Consider the following 16,449-nt stretch of genomic DNA (forward strand, 5'->3'; position numbering starts at 1 on the left):
GTGCCCTCGCCTCCTCAGCTAGCTGTCAGGTCTTGTCGCCTTGCCGCTGCAGCGTGTCCATGGCCAGGCACAAGTCCTCCCAGGCGCGCGCCTTGTCCACCAGATTGCGCAGCAGATAGGCCGGATGGTAGGTCACGATCAGGGGCACGCCCTGGTATTCGTGTACCCGCCCGCGCAGCTTGCCGATCGGCTCGTTGCTGCGCAGCAGCGACTGCACCGCAAAACGCCCCATCGCCAGGATGATGCGGGGCTGCACCAGGGCGATCTGGCGGTTCAGATAGGGCTCGCACTGGGCCAGCTCGGCGGGCTCGGGATTGCGGTTGCGCGGCGGCCGGCACTTCAGGGTATTGGCGATGAAGACCTGGGAGGACGGTGGGCCCTCGGCACGGCTCAGACCCAGCGCACGCAGCATATTGTCGAGCAGCTTGCCGGCCTGGCCTACGAAGGGCTCGCCCTGCAGGTCCTCCTGCTCGCCGGGCGCCTCGCCCACCACCATCCAATGCGCCTGCTCATTGCCAACGCCGAACACGGTCTGCTTGCGCGCCTCGCACAGGCCGCAGGCCCGGCAGCCGGCCACGCTCTCGCGCAGCGCCGTCCAGTCCAGCGCGGCAATCGCCTGCTCGCGCGCACCGGCGGGAAGCGACGGCGCCGGTGGCATGACGGGCACGGGCGGCAATACGGCTGCGAGGGGCGCCGCTGCCTCGGCAACAGCTGATGGCGGGGCCGCAACTGCGGCAGCAGGGGGCGTGGTGGGAGGCGTGGTGGGAGGCGTGGTGCGAGGTGTGACGGTAGGGGCCGTCCAGACCTTGATGCCCATCGCCTCGAGCATGGCCTGCTGGCGTTCCGAATAGCTCATTGGGCCACCGCCAGGTTCATCACAATGGCGTCTTCGCGCTGCCCGCCCTCGGCCGGGTAATAGGCACGCCGCAGGCCCACTTCGGTGTAGCCGTAGCGGGCATAGACCTGGCGCGCGCGCGCATTGCTGTGGCGCACCTCCAGCCAGATCTGCTGCGCCGCCTGGTCGCGTGCCCAATGGCTGAGGCCGTCCAGCAGCAGGCGCGCCAGGCCGCGCCCCTGGTACTCGGGGCGCACCGTGATGTTGAGCAGGTGCAACTCGTCCACGCCCTTCATGGCGAGGAAATAGCCCTGCAGCTGGCCCTGGCTGTCGTGCCAGACGAAGGCGCCATAGCCGGCGGCCAGCGAATCGATGAAATTGCCGCGCGTCCACGGGAACGGGTAGGCACGCAGCTCGATCGCCAGCACCGCGTCGAGGTCCTGCACCGTCATCGCGCGCAGCCCGAACTGGGCCAGCGGGCCGGGCGCCCAGGCGGCGGACAGCTGGGCGCTCATGATGATGATGAGGCGCGTGCGGCCAGGCGCTCGGCGGTGGTGAAGGCCACCTTGTCGCGCACATAGACCGGCATGGCCTCGGCGGCGTCGCGCAGCGCACCGGCGTCCCAGGCCTGCTGGCTCAGCTCGGCCAGCGCCGCGGCGCGCGAGCGTGTCTCGGGCCAGCGGCTGGCGTTGCCCGTCTGCAGCGCGTCGGCGAACACCGCCAGCGCCGAGCCGGCCACCGCCGTCGGCGGCAGGGAGTTCGTGTCGGCCCAGCAGGCGTTCAGGCTGTCGGCGCCGTAGAGCGCGGGTGCTACCAGGGGCAGCCAGCGCCCGTCCTGCCAGCGGTAGGCGGCGGCATAGATCTCGTTCATGCGCGCGTCCATCGCCACCCACACCGCATCGCCCAGCACGGTGCCGGCGCACGCGGCCTGCTGGCGCGCATCCTCGGCCACCTGCATCAGGCTGTCGATCGCCAGCACCGGTTTGCCGGCCCCCAGGGCCAGGCCCTGGGCCACCGCGCAGGCGGTGCGCAGGCCGGTGAAGGCGCCGGGGCCCTGGCCATAGGCGATCGCGTCGACATCGGCCAGTTGCAGGCCGGCACGCGCCAGCAGCGCCAGCGCGGCGGGCACCATCTGGGCCGAGGCCTTGGCACCGCCCTCGCCCTCATGCAGCAGGCGCTCGGCCGGGGTGATCAGGGCCAGCGCCATGCTTTCGGTGGAACTATCGAGGGCCAGCAGCACGGTCATGGGGGCAAGTGTAGCCGTGCGATCATCGTCGCCATGCGCTTGACAAGCTTGCATCATCACCTCCGCGCGGGTCTCGCCGCATGGCTGCTGGCCGGCGCCACCGCACTCGCTGCCGCCCCCTGGCCGGCCGAGCTGGCAGCGGTGCAGCAGGCCCTCAAGCAGGCGCAGCTGCCGCCCGAGAGTCTGGGCATCTGGATCCATGCGATGCAGCCCGCGGGCGCGCAGTTCGAGTGGCAGGCCAGGCAGGCCATGAACCCGGCCTCACTGGCCAAGCTGGCCACCACCTGGGCCGCACTGGAGCAGCTCGGGCCGGCCTGGACCTGGCGCACGCCGGTCTGGCTGAACGGCAGGCTGCAGCCGGACAGCGGCGTGCTGGACGGCGATCTGGTGATCAAGGGCACGGGCGATCCCAAGCTGGTGCTCGAACGCCTCTGGCTGCTGCTGCGCCAGGTGCAGGCGCTGGGCGTGCGCGAGATCCGCGGCGACATCGTGCTGGACCGCAGCGCCTTCGCGCCCTATGCGGGCAGCCCGGCGGATTTCGACGGCGAGCCCTGGCGGCCCGGCAATGTCCAGCCGGATGCCCTGCTGCTCAACTACAAGGCGCTGACCTACACCTTCCGGCCCGATCCGGAGCGCCGCGTTGCCTGGGTCAGCAGCGATGTGCCGCCGCTTGACGGCGGCGCGGCGCTGAACCGGCTGCCGCTCAGCGGCGGCCCTTGCGAGGACTGGCGCGCCGGCCTGAAGGCGCAGTGGAGCGACGGCAGGCGGCCGCGCTTTGGCGGCAGCTACCCGGCCGCCTGTGGCGAGCAGCGCTGGCCGGTGGCCGACCCCGATCCGCGCACATTCAACGCCCGGCTGCTGGCGGCGCTGTGGCGCGAGCTTGGCGGCAAGCTCGGCGGCGAGGTGCTGGAGGGCAAGGCGCCGGCCACGCCCCTCAGCTTCGAGTTCGCCTCGCCGCCGCTGGCCGAGGTGGTGCGCGACATCAACAAGTTCAGCGCCAATCTGATGGCCGAGCAACTGCTGCTGAGCCTGGCCCGGCCGGTGGACGGCGCGCCGGTGACGCTGGAGCTGGCACGCCAGCAATTGCGCGACTGGCTGGCCCAGCGCCTGGGCGATGGCGATTTCCTGCTCAGCAATGGCTCGGGCCTGTCGCGCGATTCGCGCCTCAGCGCGGCACAGCTGGGCGGCCTGCTGCTGCAGATCTGGTCCAGCCCCAGCATGCCGGAGATGCTGGCCTCGCTGCCGCTGGCGGGCCAGGACGGCACGCTGGCGCGCGGCGATAGCAAGCGCTTTGGCGCCGCGCAGGGCCGCGCGCACCTGAAGACCGGCTCGCTGCGCGACGTGAGCGCGCTGGCCGGCTATGTGCTCTCGGTCTCGGGCCAGCGCTACGCCTTCGTGGCCATCGTCAACCATGGCCGCGCGCTGGCGGCGCGGCCGGCCCTGGACGCCCTGCTGCGCTGGACCGCGCAGGACATGCCGGGCGCCGCGCCGTAGCGCAGCCTAGAAGCTGTAGCCCAGCGACAGGGTGGTGACGATGGGGCGGAAGTCGATGGTGCTGTTGCGCGTCACCACGCCCTCGCGCGTCTGGCTCACCGCCGTCACCTCGCTCTTCACCTTGGCCATTGCCACCGTGCTGACCAGCGACCAGTTCTTGTCGAACTGCACCGTCAGGCCGACATGGCCAGCCGCACCCCAGGAGTCCTTGAGCTTGATGTCGGTGGCGCCGCCCGAGGCCAGGTCGCCCGAGGCGGTGCTGCGCGTCTTGGGAAAGCGCGTGTAGTTGATGCCCAGGCCCACGAAGGGATGCAGCTTGGGCAGCAGTTCGCCGAAGTGGTAGTTCAGAAACGCCGAGGGCGGCATCTGCTGCACCGCCGAGATCTGGCCGAAGGGCTTCAGCGAGCCCTCGCCATAGACCTTGTGGGTGGGCGGCAGGCCCAGCGCCAGCTCGGCGCTCCAACTGGGCGCAAAGCGGTAGGTGTAGCCGAAGCCCAGGGTGTCCACATCGCCCACGCTCAGGCGCGCGTCGGGCAGCGATGAATGGGTCAGCGGCGTCGAGATGGCGCGCACATCGATATGGGCGCCGCCCAGATAGATGCTGTGGGTCTGGGCCGCGCTGGCGCCGGCCAGGCAGGTCAGGAAGGCGCCCAGCAGGCCGCAGGAAAGCTTGTGTTTCATGTCAGTGTCTCCGTGCTGCTGCAACTCACAGGCCGCTGGCCAGCACTTGTTGGAAGAAGCCGCGCGCCAGGGCGCTGCAGAACGGCGGCACCAGGCCACCGTGGTACTGGGCCTGGGCGGCCGGGCCGGCCGCTGCCTTGGCCTGCTGGAAGCCGAAGTAGACGGTCTGGCCGGCCACGCCCGCAGGCAGGCTGGCGAGGTTCTCGAGGTCGTAGGCGCCCATCAGCGGCGCGCCGCGCGACTTCAGGTCGGCCGCGGAGACGCTGGTGTTGACATCGAAGAACACCGTCGGATCCTGCTTGCCGCCGCACAGGGCGATCGGGCGCTTGGGCGTCCAGCCCAGCAGGGTGTTGGTCTGCAGCGCCTTGCGGAAGCCGCTCGTTGCATAGCCGGCGCGGAAGCTGTCCTTGAGCAGGCCGCCGGCGCCGAACAGCTTGGTGAAGCTCGGATCCGCCGGCAGCTTGCCGGCGGCGATCAACTCGCTGACCGACTTGTCGCTCGGGAACAGGGTCTCGGCACTGGCGTCGAACGGCGCCTGGTAGGCGTCCGAGGGCGTGCCGTAGATGTTGCCGTAGGACTTCTGATAACTCGTCAGCTGCATGGGCGCAAAAATGGTCGCGCCGGCATTCGGCTGCACATTCACCACCGCATCGCCGAAGCCGACGATGTTGTAGGGGCCGGACATCGGCGCCGAGGCCGTGACGGTGAATTCGCTGGCGTAGTCGCGCTCGATGATTTTGTGCACCGCCATCGCCACATGGCCGCCTTGCGAGTAGCCGCTCACCAGCAGCTTGGCCGAGGGCTTGACGGCGCTTTCGGCGGCCAGGTGGGCCTTGGCGGCGCGCAGGCCATCGACCATGTCGACGCCCGAGGCCTCGGCGTTCAGGTAGGGATGCCAGTTCAGGCTGGACTTGTCGTAGCCCAGGTAGTTGGGCGCCACCACGATGAAGCCCTGGGCCGCATACATGGCCATGGTCAGCGAGGCCTCGCTGTTGTTCTTCACGTCGGCCATATTGGTGGCGTGGGCGGTGCTGGTGCCATGCGCATACAGCAGCACCGGGCGCTCGCCGCTGCAGGCGGGGTCGCTGCCGCTGGGCACCAGCACGCCCTCGGTGGCGGTGGCCGGCTGGCCCAGCGGGTCGCGCGTGAAGTAGACGATGTAGCGGATGTCGACATCGCATTTGGCCTTGCCGGACAGGGGCTGCAGGCCCTTGGCTGCGGTGCCGGCGTCGATGTCGGCGATGCTGGCCTTGCCGGCCAGCACGGCGGTTGCGATGTTGCCGCGTGCCGGTGGCGGGTCGTCACGGCTGCTGTCGCCGGTGCCGCCGCCGCAGGCGCTCAGTGCGGCGGCCGCGATGGCCGCCAGGCTCAGTGTCTTGATGCTGCTCATTCCTACCTCGTTGCGAGTGTTGTCTCCGGCCAAAAAAGAACGATCGTTCTATTTTGGAGCGATGACTATATTTCTCGACAAATAGGTCGGCCCCAAGTAAAAACCCCGACATTGCGCGGCAATGTCGGGGTTTAAGGGCTGTTTAGAGCTTGGGGACTAGAACGGATTGTTGCGTGCCCTTGTCTGCGCCAGCAGGCCCAGGCGGTTCTGGCCGCCGTTGGCCATCCAGTAATCGTCGGCCCAGAGCCAGGTGTCGGCCGAGGCGGTGTCGAGCAGGGTCTTGGTCGTGCAGTCGGGCAGCGCCACCTTGCAGGCACCGACGGTGATGTTGGCGTAGCCAAAGCCCTCGGGGAATTTGGCGATCGCCTGCGACATCTCATCGCCCAGCACCAGGCCGATCATGCGACCGTCGTTAATGATGTTGAGCCGCATCTGCGAGTTGAAGGCCTGGGTCAACTCGCTCAGCAGCGCGGCTCGATCGGTGTCGGTCTTGGTGGCCTTTTCCTTGGCGGCATAGGGCGTCAGGCCCAGGTCCGGCAGCGTCACGACCAGCACGCGCCCGCCGGCATTGGCAACACGGTTGACCTGCTCGGCCAGCGCGCGGCCACGCTCGCCGGCGCTGGCCAGCAGGGTGTCGCGGTTCTGGGCCGGGAACTGGCGATACAGATCGAGCAGATCGTTGCTGCCCACCAGCATGGCCACCAGATCCTTGCTGGTGAAGCCGCCGGCCGAGAACTGCTGATCGATCTGCGCCTTCACGCCGTCGACCTTGGCGCCCGGCCGCGCGTACATCAGGCCCGCGGGCGCGGCCACCTTGTCGGGGTTGCACTGCGGGAACAGCAGGCCGAACTGGGTGGCCAGGGCCTGCACCCAGATCGGGTTGTTCTGGCACTTGATTGCCAGGGTGGTGTCGTCCACGGCATTCACCGCGTACTTTTTGCCCTCGGGGCTCAGGTAGCTGGCCTCGTCCCCCATGGCCATGATGCGTGTGGGATGAAAGGGCTCGATCTGGCTGCTGCCGCCACCGCAGCCGGCCATCGCCGCCGCGCTCAGCAGCGCCAGCACCGCCTGTCCCCACCCATGCTTGAAACTCTTCTTCTTACTCATGAACGCTCCGAGAGAAATTGACTTGGCGCCGCCCGCCTCAAGAGGCTGCATCAAAAAAGGCGGCTGCGGCGCGGGACAGACGGTCCCTGACGCCATCCCAGGCCGCATCGGCCGGGGGTGCTTCGATCCAAATTTCGCGTGCGCCCTGCGCGTCCAACTCGCGCAAGACTGCAAACAGTTGCCGGGCCGCCGCCCGCGCATGCCTGGGCATGACGCGCTGCAACAGGCCTGGCGGCACGGCGACCGTGCGCGAATATACCGCCAGGGCATGAGGGGTTTCTTTAGCCAGGGCAGCTTGCAAGTCGGCGGGCGCCAGCAGGCGCACCACCGCGCTGGGCGCGTAATGGGCCGCCAGCGTGCCGGAGGCGCGCGGTGTCGCGGCGTCGCGCGGCGCCAGCGGCTCGCCCGCCGCCGTGCTGATCTCGGCCTCGGTGAGCACGCCGGGGCGCAGCAGCACCGGACGCCCACGGCTGCAATCGACGATGCTGGACTCTATGCCGACCTCGCAATCGCCGCCGTCCAGCACCAGCAGGCCGGGCTCGAATTCGCTCAGCACATGGGCGGCCGAGGTGGGGCTGACGCGGCCGAAACGATTCGCGCTGGGCGCGGCCACGCCCGGCACGCCCAGCTTGTGCGCCGCCGCCAGCAGCGCGCGCGCCACCGGATGCGCCGGGCAGCGCAGGCCTATGCTGCCCTGCCCGCCCGCGGCGGCCGCGGCCATGCCCGCGGCGCGCGGCACGATCACCGTCAGCGGGCCGGGCCAGAAGGCCTGCATCAGGCGCCGCGCCACCGGGGGCAGGTCTTGCGCAAAGCGCTCGGCGTCGCCGATGTCCAGCACATGCACGATCAGCGGATGGTCGGCCGGCCGGCCCTTGGCCGCGAAGATTTGCGCCACCGCGGCGTCGCTGTCGGCGCGTGCGCCCAGGCCATAGACGGTTTCGGTGGGCAGCGCCACTAAGGCACCATCGGCCAGTGCCTGCGCGGCTCGGGCAATCGCGGCGGGGTCCTGGCCGTCCAGCAACATCGGTCTCACCACTCGGTGGGCAGGCCCAGCAGGGCCGCGGCCTGGCGCGCCACCGCCTCGGCCTCGGCGGCCGTGGCCGCCGTGATGTTCAGATGGCCCATCTTGCGGCCGCGGCGCGCGCTGGTCTTGCCGTAGAGGTGCAGATGGCTGCCCGGCAGTGCCAACACGGCAGCCCAGTCGGGGCAGCGCTCGACACCGGTACCCGATTCGAACCAGAGGTCGCCGAGCAGGTTCAGCATCACGGTGGGCGAATGCAGGCGCGGCGTCGGCAGCGGCAGGCCGGCGAGCGCGCGCACCTGCATCTCGAACTGCGAGACGTCGCAGGCATTCATCGTGTAATGGCCCGAGTTGTGCGGGCGCGGCGCCATCTCGTTGACCACCAGCGATCCGTCCTGCAGCACGAAGAACTCGATGCACAGCACGCCCACATAGTGCAGGCTGGCGGCGATGCGCTCGGCCGACTCGCGCGCCTGCGCCTGCAGCGCGGCACTCGCGGCGGGCGCGGGCACCTGGGTCACGGCCAGGATGCCGTCGCGGTGCAGGTTCTGCTGCACCGGGAAGCTCACCACCTGGCCACCGGCATTGCGCACCACCAGCACGCTGAGCTCCAGCGCCAGCGGCAGCATCTGCTCCAGCACGCAGGGCACGCGCTTGAGCTCGTCCCAGGCCCGGGTCAGCTCGGCCGCGCTGCGCACGCGGACCTGGCCCTTGCCGTCATAGCCCATGCGCGCGGTCTTGAGGATGCCGGGCAGCAGACTGGCCGGCACGGCCGCGAGATCCGCCTCGCTGCGCAAGACCGCATAGGGCGCGCAGGCCACGCCGCTGGCCTGGAAATGCGCCTTCTCGTCGGCGCGGTCCTGGCATACCGCCACGGCGGCGCCGGCCGGCGCCACGAAGCGCTGCTGCGCCAGGCGCTCCAGCGCCGCGGCCGGCACGTTTTCGAATTCGGTGGTGATGGCGTCGCACAGCAGGGCCAGCCTTGCCAGGCCCGCCTCGTCGAGGTAGTCGGCCTGGACATGCTCGTGCGCGACGGCGCCGGCGGGGCTCAGCGCGTCCGGATCCAGCACCACGGTGCGGTAGCCCAGGCTTTGCGCCGCCTGCACGAACATGCGACCCAACTGGCCGCCGCCCAGCACGCCCAGCGTGGCGGTGCCCGGCAGCAAAGGCTTGCCGCTCATCATCAGATCAGGTCCTTGCTCATGGCGCGTGCCAGCTCGGTCTGGCGCACGCGGTAGGCGGCGAGCTTCTCGCGCAGCTGCGCATCGTCCTGGGCCAGCATGGCCAGGGCGAACAAGGCCGCGTTGCCGGCACCGGCCGTGCCGATGGCGAAGGTGGCGACCGGGATGCCCTTGGGCATTTGCACGATGGAGTGCAGCGAATCGACGCCCTGCAGATGGCGGCTTGCCACCGGCACACCCAGCACCGGCACCAGGGTCTTGGCGGCCAGCATGCCAGGCAGGTGGGCGGCGCCACCAGCGCCCGCAATGATGGCGCGCAGGCCGCGGCCCGCGGCGGCTTCGGCGTAGGCAAACATATCGTCGGGCATGCGATGCGCCGAGACCACCCGCGCCTCGAAAGCGACACCGAACTCGGAGAGAATGTCGGCGGCGTGCTTCATGGTCTCCCAGTCACTGCTGGAACCCATCACCACGCCAACCAGGGGAGAGGCGTTTTGCAACGAAGTAGTCTGCACGGCGCTGTCCATAGGCTGGAAAACCTTGAATTGTAGGCGGCAGCCTCCAACTGCCGCCGATTCCCTCGCAGGCCCCGAGACGACATGATCGACATCACCCTCCAGAATTTCGAACAAGACCTCTTGCAAGCCTCGCTGCAGCAACCCGTGCTGCTGGACATCTGGGCGCCCTGGTGCGGCCCCTGCAAGAGCCTGGGCCCGGTGCTGGAAAAGCTCGAGGCAGCCTATGCCGGCCGCTTCACCCTGGCCAAGCTCAACAGCGACGAGCAACCCGAGATCGCCAGCCAGCTGAGCCAGGCCTTCGGCGTGCGCAGCATTCCCTTCTGCGTGATGTTCGTGGGCGGCCAGCCGGTGGACGGCTTCGTAGGCGCGATCCCCGAGGCGCAGATCCGCGAGTTCATCGACAAGCATGTGCCCAGCCCCGACGAGCTGGCGGCTGAGGAGGACATGGCCGAGGCCGAGGCCCTGCTGGCCGAGGGCGACACCGCCTCGGCACTCGACAAGCTGACCGCCGCGGTGGCGGCCGACCCGGCCAACGAGGTGGCGCGCTTCGACCTGGTGAAGGCCCTGCTGGAGGCCGGCCAGGTGGCGGCCGCGCGCAGCGCCTTCGAGCCGGTGGCCGCACGCGCCGCCGACACCATCACCCCGCATGCCCGCTTTGCGGCGCTGTCGATCTGGCTGCAGGCGGCCGAACGCGCGCCCACGCTGGACGCGGGCGCGTTGCAGGCCGCGATTGCCGCCAACAAGCGTGATTTCGAGGCCCGCTACGCCCTCGCCCAGCTGCATCTGGCCGCGCTGCGCCACACCGAGGCGATGGACGAGCTGCTTGAGATCATCATGCGCGACAAGGCATGGAACCAGGAGGCGGCGCGCAAGGCCTATGTGGCGATCCTGGAACTGCTGACCAAGCCGGTCGCCAAGACGGCGGCTGCAACGGCCGGCGAACCCAAGGCCGGGGCCCTGCAGCTGGCGGGTCAGACCAGCGTGGCGTCCAGCGATCCGCTCATCGACCAGTACCGCCGCAAGCTCAGCATGGCGCTGTTTTAGGAAGGCTGCAGCGCGGCGGCGGCCAGCTGCTCGCGCCAGCTCTGCTGCTGGCGCGCAAACTCGGCCCATTCGCGCTGCGCTGCCACGGCATGGCGCTGGGCGTTGGCCTGATCATCGAGCGCCGCATAGACCTGGGCCAGACGGCTATGGGTGGCGGCGCGGTCGTCGACGTCGCAGCGCGGATCGAGTTCGATCTCGGCCTCGCGGGCCTGGTGCAGCGCATGTTCGCGCTGGCCGCAGTTGATGCGGCACCAGGCCAGATCGGCCAGCAGGCTGCTGCCCAGGCGTTCCAGCCCGCGCGACATCGCCAGCGGCAGATGTTCCTCATAGAGCTGACGGGCCTGCTCGTAGTCGCCCTGGATGGCCAGGATCTGGGCACGCAACACCGGCGTCAGGCCGGCCATCGCCGCCGCGCCGACGGCGGCATCGTAGTGACGCACCGAATCCACGCCTAGCAGCAGCTCCGGCCGCGCCTGGGCCGGTGCCGAGAGCGCGAGGCGCCGCGCCTCGGCGGTGCGCATCTCGGCCATGTTGTACATCAGCGCCGAGAGGGTGGCGTCGTCGCCCTCGGCAGCGGCATGGGCGCGCGCCTTCGCATACCAGGGCTGGGCCTGCTCAGGCGCGCCGGCATGGTGCCAGGCAAGACCCATGCTCATGCAGGCACGGCTGCGTGCCACGCGGTGCTCGGGTGCGGCCGTGCGCAGGCAGGTGCGCACATGCTCCAGCATCGCCGGCAGATCATGGCGAACATAGGCCAGCTGGGCCAGCCAGGCGCAGGCGAGCGACTCGATCTCGGCCACGCCCACCGACTTGGCGATCGCATAGGCGCGCTGCACCTTGTCCTGGGTGCTGGCGCTGAAGTCGGTGTAATAGCTCATCAGGCCCTCGGCCATATGCAGCCAGGCGCCGATTTCGGGATGGGGGTGCTGGAAGGCGAGCTGATGCAGTCCGGTGAGTTCCGCGCGCGCTTCCACCAGCGCACCATGGCGCGCCAGCAGCATCGCGCGCTTGGCCTTGAAGCATGCCGCCTGCACCGGCGAGGGCGCGGCAGCGATCTGCTGGTCCAGCTGCTTGAGCAGGCGCGACTTGATCTCTTGCATGGCCCGCCCCCAGTTGCTGCGCCTCAGCGCGTCAGGCGTTCCAGCGCCTCGCGGTACTTGGCCGCCGTCTGTTCAATCACCTCGGCGGGCAGGGCCGGCGCCGGCGCCACCTTGCCCCAGGGCTTGCCATCCACCTGGGCCTGCTCCAGCCAGTCGCGCAGGTACTGCTTGTCGTAGCTGGGCGGGTTGCTGCCCTCCGCATAGCTCTTGGCCGGCCAGTAGCGCGAGGAATCGGGCGTCAGCACCTCGTCCATCAGGGTCAGCGTGCCATCGGCGTCCAGCCCGAACTCGAACTTGGTGTCCGCGATGATGATGCCCTTGCTGAGCGCATAGTCGGCGGCGCGCTGGTAGAGCTGGATCGAGATGTCGCGCACGCGCTCGGCCAGGTCCTGGCCGATGATCTCGACGCAGCGCGCGAAGTTGATGTTCTCGTCGTGATCACCCATCTCGGCCTTGGTGGCCGGCGTAAAGATGGGTGCCGGCAGTTTGCTGGCGTTGCGCAGGCCGGCCGGCAGCTTGACGCCGCAGACCTCGCCGCTTTGCTTGTACTCGGCCCAGCCACTGCCGGCCAGATAGCCACGCACCACTGCCTCGATGGGCAGGGGCTTGAGGCGCTTGACCAGCATGGAGCGATCGCGCACCTGCGCCTTGTCGGCCTCGCTCACCACCGAGAGCGGGTCCTCGCCGGTGAGGTGATTGGGCACGATGCCATCGAGCCGCTTGAACCAGAACAGCGCCATCTGGGTCAGCAGCGCGCCCTTGCCGGGGATGGGCTCGCCCATGATGACGTCGTAGGCCGAGATGCGGTCACTCGCCACCATCAGGATGCGGTCGCTGCCCACCGCATAGTTTTCGCGCACCTTGCCACGGGCGATCAGGGGCAGCGAGGTCAGCGAGGAGTTCAGCAGGGCAGCAGCGGTCATGGCGGGGGTTCCAACGAAGAGGGCTGGATTTTAGGCGCGCAATGCATGCGGATCGGGCAAAAAAAGGGCCCGGGGGTTCGCACCCTCGGGCCACAAACGCGAATCGCTGTCCTTCTTCTTGTGGAGTCTGTTACTGCACGACTTGATTCAACTCGCCGCGCGCATAGGCCGCCGCGACGTCAACCAGGCTGCGTGCCTTGATCTTGCCCGCCTGGCCCTCGCAATTGAACTCCATATAGCGCTGCTTGCATACCGCCTTGGCGGCCTCGCGGGCCGGCTTGAGCCACTCGCGTGCGTCAAATTTCTCGGGATTCTCGGCCAGGAATTTGCGCACCGCGCCGGTCATGGCCAGACGGATGTCGGTGTCGATATTGATCTTGCGCACGCCGAACTTGATGGCTTCCTGGATTTCCTCGACCGGCACGCCGTAGGTTTCCTTCATCTTGCCGCCGTACTGGTTGATGATGGCCAGCAGTTCCTGCGGCACGCTGGAGCTGCCATGCATGACCAGATGGGTGTTGGGGATGCGGGCGTGGATTTCCTTCACGCGGCTGATCGCCAGGATGTCGCCTGTGGGCTTGCGGCTGAACTTGTAGGCGCCATGGCTGGTGCCGATGGCGATGGCCAAAGCGTCCAGGCCGGTGGCCTTGACGAACTGGGCGGCCTCCTCGGGGTCGGTCAAGAGGGCCGAATGGTCCAGCACGCCCTCGGCGCCAATGCCGTCTTCCTCGCCGGCCTGGCCGGTTTCCAGCGATCCCAGGCAGCCCAGCTCACCTTCGACGGTGACACCCACCTTGTGCGCCAGCTCCACCACCTGGCGGGTCACGTCGACGTTGTAGGCGAAGTCGGCCGGGGTCTTGCCGTCGGCGCGCAGCGAGCCGTCCATCATCACCGAGCTGAAGCCCAGGTCGATCGCGCCCTGGCAGATCGCCGGGGTCTGGCCATGGTCCTGGTGCATCACCACCGGGATATGCGGATAGGACTCGACGGCGGCGATCACCAGATGCTTGATGAAACTCTCGCCGGCGTATTTGCGCGCGCCGGCCGAGGCCTGCAGGATCACCGGGGCGCCGGCCTCGTCGGCCGCGGCCATCACGGCCTGCACCTGCTCCAGGTTGTTGACGTTGAAGGCCGGGATGCCGTAGCCGTGTTCGGCGGCATGGTCCAGCAATTGGCGCATGGATACGAGAGCCATGGAAGTTCTCCGAGGAAGATAAGAAAAAAACCTGCTGGCGCAAGGCGCCGGGCCGCAAGCCCCCCTGCCATGTAACCGCGCCGTAACTGCCGACGATTCTAGCGGCGAGACCAGTGTCGCCCCAGCCACGGGGGCGTGCAAGCTCGCTTGCGGCGCCCAGCGCCTCCCATTAGTCTGTTACCAGACCCGCCGTAAAGCCCCTATGACCCGACTTGCCCTCGATCACCTGACGCTCTGGATCACCGCGGCCGCGCGCGAGCATGGGCTGGACCTGGCCGCCCATGTGGAAGAGCGCACCGGCGCCAGCCACCGCGCCAGCCTGGCCGCGCTGCGCCGCCTGGTCGATGCGCAGTGGCTCACGCGCAGCGGTAGCAGCCGCCGCCCGGTCTATGGCCCCGGCCTGCTACGCCAGGTGGTGCGCTCCTACACCCTCTACGGCCTGCAGGAGGACCTGCCCTGGCAGCGCGACTTCGCGCCCAACTTCGAGCTGCCCCGGCATGTGGCGCGCATGGTCCAGCATGGCTTCACCGAGCTGGTGAACAACGCCGTCGACCATAGCGGCGGCAGCAGCGTCACCGTGTCGCTGCGCCAGACCCCCAGCCACGCGCAGCTGTTGGTGTCGGACGATGGTTGCGGCGTGTTCAACAAGATCTGCGAGGCCTTCGACATTGCCGACCCGCAGCACGCCATGCTGGAGCTGAGCAAGGGCCGCCTCACCAGCCAACCCGAAATGCACACCGGCCGCGGCCTGTTCTTCAGCTCGCAACTGGCCGATGTGTTCGACATCCACGCCAATGGCACGGCCTTCCAGCGCCGCGCCTGGGAGAGCACCGGCTGGCAACCCGGCCGGCCGCTGCCGCGCCAGGGCAGCTCGATCTATATGTCGGTGGCGCTGGATACCACGCGCACCCTGGATCAGGTGATGGAGGCCTGGAGCATGGACGGTAGCGGCATCGAGTTCGACCGCACCACCATCCATTTGCGCCTGCTGGCCGGCCCCGGCCAGGCGCTGGACAGCCGCGCCCAGGCGCGGCGCGTGGCGGCGCGGCTGCCGCAGTTTCGCCGCGCCGAGATCAGCTTCGCCGGCGTTGAGGACGTGGGCCACGGCTTCACAGACGAGCTGTTCCGCGTCTTTGCGCGCGCCCACCAGGAGGTGGAACTGCTGCCCACCCATATGACGCCGCGCATCGCGGCGCTGGTGAAGAGCGCGCAGAACGGGTGAGGTTCAACCCACCCTGCAAACCTTGAGCATATTGGTGCCACCGGGGTAGCCCATCGGCTCGCCGCAGGTGATGGCGTAGGTATCTCCGGGCATCAGCACACCCTTGTCCACCAGAATCTTCTCGGCCGCAGCCAGCGCGGTGTCGCGGTCCTCGTACTTGGGCATGAGCAGCGGCCTGACGTTACGGTACAGCGTCATCTTGGTCTGGCTGATCGCTTGCGTGGTGAGCGCGTAGATAGGCACCTGGATGCGGTGGCGGCTCATCCACAGCGCGGTGGAACCCGACTCGGTGAGCGCCAGGATGGCCTTGCAACCGAGGTGGTAGGCGGTGAAGAGCGCGCCCATTGCGATGCTCTGGTCGATGCGGCCGAACTGGCGGCCGGCAAAGTCGGTGTCCAGGCTGACGAACTCGGCGCGCTCGGCCTCCAGCGCGATCGCGGCCATCTGTTCGATGGTCTCGACCGGGAACTTGCCGGCCGCGGTCTCGGCGCTGAGCATCACCGCATCGGTGCCATCCAGCACCGCGTTGGCCACATCGCTGACCTCGGCACGGGTGGGCACCGGATTGACGATCATCGATTCCATCATCTGGGTCGCGGTGATGGCCACCTTGTCGAGCTCGCGCGCCAGCTTGATCATGCGCTTTTGCAGCGCCGGCACGGCCGCATTGCCCACCTCCACGGCCAGGTCGCCGCGCGCCACCATGATGCCGTCGCTGGCCTTGAGGATGGACTCCAGATGCGGGATCGCCTCGCTGCGCTCGATCTTGGCGATCAGGCCGGGCTTGTGGCGGTAGGGCTCGCCGGCCACATTGCAGAGTTGGCGCGCCATTTCCATGTCGGTGGCGTTCTTGGGGAAGCTGACGGCCACGTACTCGGCCTGGAAGCTCATCGCGGTCTTGATGTCTTCCATGTCCTTGGCGGTCAGCGCCGGCGCGGTGAGGCCGCCGCCCTGCTTGTTGATGCCCTTGTTGTTGGACAGCTCGCCGCCCAGCTTGACGGTGGTGAACACCGCCGCGCCGCGCACCGCGTCGACCGTCAGTACCAGCAGGCCGTCGTTGAGCAGGAGGGTGTCGCCGGGCTTCACATCGCGCGGCAGCTCCTTGTAGTCCAGGCCCACGGCCTCCTCGTTGCCGAGCTCGGTACGGTCGGCGTCGAGGATGAACTTGTTGCCGTTGACGAGCTCGATCTTGCCGTGCTCGAACTTGCCGACGCGGATCTTGGGGCCCTGCAGGTCGGCCATGATGGCGACCTGCTTGCCGGCCGCCGCGGCGGCCTCACGCACCAGGCCGGCGCGGGCGATATGGTCCTCGGCCTTGCCATGCGAGAAGTTCAGCCGCACCACGTCGACGCCGGCCCGGATCATGCGCTCCAGCACCTCGGGGGTGGAGGACGCGGGGCCAAGGGTGGCGACGATCTTGGTGGCTCGGGACATGGGGCACTCGCAGTAATTCAGTTACAGGCAAACGATTATGAGCCCCAATTAGAGGCCC

Annotated in this window: 16 protein-coding genes; 3 read left to right on the plus strand and 13 right to left on the minus strand. The window is 68.9% G+C overall.

Going from position 1 to position 16,449, the window contains the following annotated elements; all coding sequences use genetic code 11:
* Window positions 1-25 precede the first annotated feature (25 nt).
* From WG898_RS02285 to tsaB, 3 genes are read right to left on the minus strand one after another with little or no spacing between them, the layout of a single operon-like run.
* Window positions 26-856, minus strand: coding sequence for a uracil-DNA glycosylase (locus tag WG898_RS02285; protein ID WP_339601164.1), 831 nt, complete (start codon window positions 854-856; stop codon window positions 26-28).
* Window positions 853-1,350 (minus strand): ribosomal protein S18-alanine N-acetyltransferase, encoded by a 498-nt coding sequence (rimI, locus tag WG898_RS02290; RefSeq protein WP_339601165.1) that lies wholly within the window; start codon window positions 1,348-1,350, stop codon window positions 853-855. The genes WG898_RS02285 and rimI overlap by 4 nt, the downstream gene beginning before the upstream one ends.
* Window positions 1,347-2,081, minus strand: a complete 735-nt coding sequence (tsaB, locus tag WG898_RS02295) for a tRNA (adenosine(37)-N6)-threonylcarbamoyltransferase complex dimerization subunit type 1 TsaB (protein WP_339601166.1) — start codon at window positions 2,079-2,081, stop codon at window positions 1,347-1,349. The genes rimI and tsaB overlap by 4 nt, the downstream gene beginning before the upstream one ends.
* Before the next feature lie 48 nt (window positions 2,082-2,129).
* Between tsaB and dacB the strand changes: the two genes are divergently transcribed.
* Window positions 2,130-3,575 (plus strand): D-alanyl-D-alanine carboxypeptidase/D-alanyl-D-alanine endopeptidase, encoded by a 1,446-nt coding sequence (gene dacB, locus WG898_RS02300; RefSeq protein WP_339601167.1) that lies wholly within the window; start codon window positions 2,130-2,132, stop codon window positions 3,573-3,575.
* A 6-nt stretch (window positions 3,576-3,581) separates the two neighbouring features.
* On the opposite strand, the gene WG898_RS02305 is transcribed toward dacB, so the two are convergent.
* From WG898_RS02305 to purE, 6 genes are all read right to left on the minus strand, one after another.
* Window positions 3,582-4,256: an OmpW/AlkL family protein gene (locus tag WG898_RS02305; protein WP_339601168.1), complete on the minus strand. Its 675-nt coding sequence runs from the start codon at window positions 4,254-4,256 to the stop codon at window positions 3,582-3,584.
* A gap of 25 nt (window positions 4,257-4,281) precedes the next feature.
* Complete coding sequence (locus WG898_RS02310) at window positions 4,282-5,646, minus strand: alpha/beta hydrolase (protein WP_339601169.1); 1,365 nt, start codon at window positions 5,644-5,646, stop codon at window positions 4,282-4,284.
* A gap of 156 nt (window positions 5,647-5,802) precedes the next feature.
* On the minus strand, window positions 5,803-6,753 hold the full coding sequence (locus WG898_RS02315; protein WP_339601170.1) for an SGNH/GDSL hydrolase family protein: 951 nt from the start codon (window positions 6,751-6,753) through the stop codon (window positions 5,803-5,805).
* A 37-nt stretch (window positions 6,754-6,790) separates the two neighbouring features.
* On the minus strand, window positions 6,791-7,777 hold the full coding sequence (locus WG898_RS02320; RefSeq protein WP_339601607.1) for an L-threonylcarbamoyladenylate synthase: 987 nt from the start codon (window positions 7,775-7,777) through the stop codon (window positions 6,791-6,793).
* 5 nt (window positions 7,778-7,782) lie between these two features.
* The gene (locus tag WG898_RS02325; RefSeq protein WP_339601171.1) at window positions 7,783-8,955 is read right to left on the minus strand and encodes a 5-(carboxyamino)imidazole ribonucleotide synthase; all 1,173 of its coding nucleotides are present in this window, start codon (window positions 8,953-8,955) and stop codon (window positions 7,783-7,785) included.
* A 2-nt stretch (window positions 8,956-8,957) separates the two neighbouring features.
* Complete coding sequence (gene purE, locus WG898_RS02330; protein WP_339601172.1) at window positions 8,958-9,482, minus strand: 5-(carboxyamino)imidazole ribonucleotide mutase; 525 nt, start codon at window positions 9,480-9,482, stop codon at window positions 8,958-8,960.
* A 72-nt stretch (window positions 9,483-9,554) separates the two neighbouring features.
* On the opposite strand from purE, the gene WG898_RS02335 reads away from it, so the two are divergent.
* Window positions 9,555-10,517 (plus strand): tetratricopeptide repeat protein, encoded by a 963-nt coding sequence (locus tag WG898_RS02335; RefSeq protein ID WP_339601173.1) that lies wholly within the window; start codon window positions 9,555-9,557, stop codon window positions 10,515-10,517.
* Here WG898_RS02335 and WG898_RS02340 read toward each other — a convergent pair.
* From WG898_RS02340 to fba, 3 genes are all read right to left on the minus strand, one after another.
* Window positions 10,514-11,617 (minus strand): tetratricopeptide repeat protein, encoded by a 1,104-nt coding sequence (locus WG898_RS02340; protein ID WP_339601174.1) that lies wholly within the window; start codon window positions 11,615-11,617, stop codon window positions 10,514-10,516. The two genes, WG898_RS02335 and WG898_RS02340, sit on opposite strands and share 4 nt — an antisense overlap.
* Window positions 11,618-11,640: 23 nt before the next feature.
* Complete coding sequence (locus WG898_RS02345; RefSeq protein ID WP_339601175.1) at window positions 11,641-12,540, minus strand: phosphoribosylaminoimidazolesuccinocarboxamide synthase; 900 nt, start codon at window positions 12,538-12,540, stop codon at window positions 11,641-11,643.
* Window positions 12,541-12,670: 130 nt separating this feature from the next.
* The gene (gene fba / locus WG898_RS02350; protein WP_339601176.1) at window positions 12,671-13,735 is read right to left on the minus strand and encodes a class II fructose-bisphosphate aldolase; all 1,065 of its coding nucleotides are present in this window, start codon (window positions 13,733-13,735) and stop codon (window positions 12,671-12,673) included.
* Window positions 13,736-13,937: 202 nt separating this feature from the next.
* On the opposite strand from fba, the gene WG898_RS02355 reads away from it, so the two are divergent.
* On the plus strand, window positions 13,938-14,957 hold the full coding sequence (locus WG898_RS02355) for an ATP-binding protein (RefSeq protein ID WP_339601177.1): 1,020 nt from the start codon (window positions 13,938-13,940) through the stop codon (window positions 14,955-14,957).
* 3 nt (window positions 14,958-14,960) lie between these two features.
* Here the strand turns inward: WG898_RS02355 and pyk are convergent, their stop codons facing one another.
* The gene (gene pyk / locus WG898_RS02360; protein WP_339601178.1) at window positions 14,961-16,391 is read right to left on the minus strand and encodes a pyruvate kinase; all 1,431 of its coding nucleotides are present in this window, start codon (window positions 16,389-16,391) and stop codon (window positions 14,961-14,963) included.
* Window positions 16,392-16,449: the final 58 nt, after the last annotated feature.

The organism is Paucibacter soli, assembly GCF_037482845.1.
GTDB classification, from domain to species: domain Bacteria; phylum Pseudomonadota; class Gammaproteobacteria; order Burkholderiales; family Burkholderiaceae_C; genus Paucibacter_B; species Paucibacter_B soli.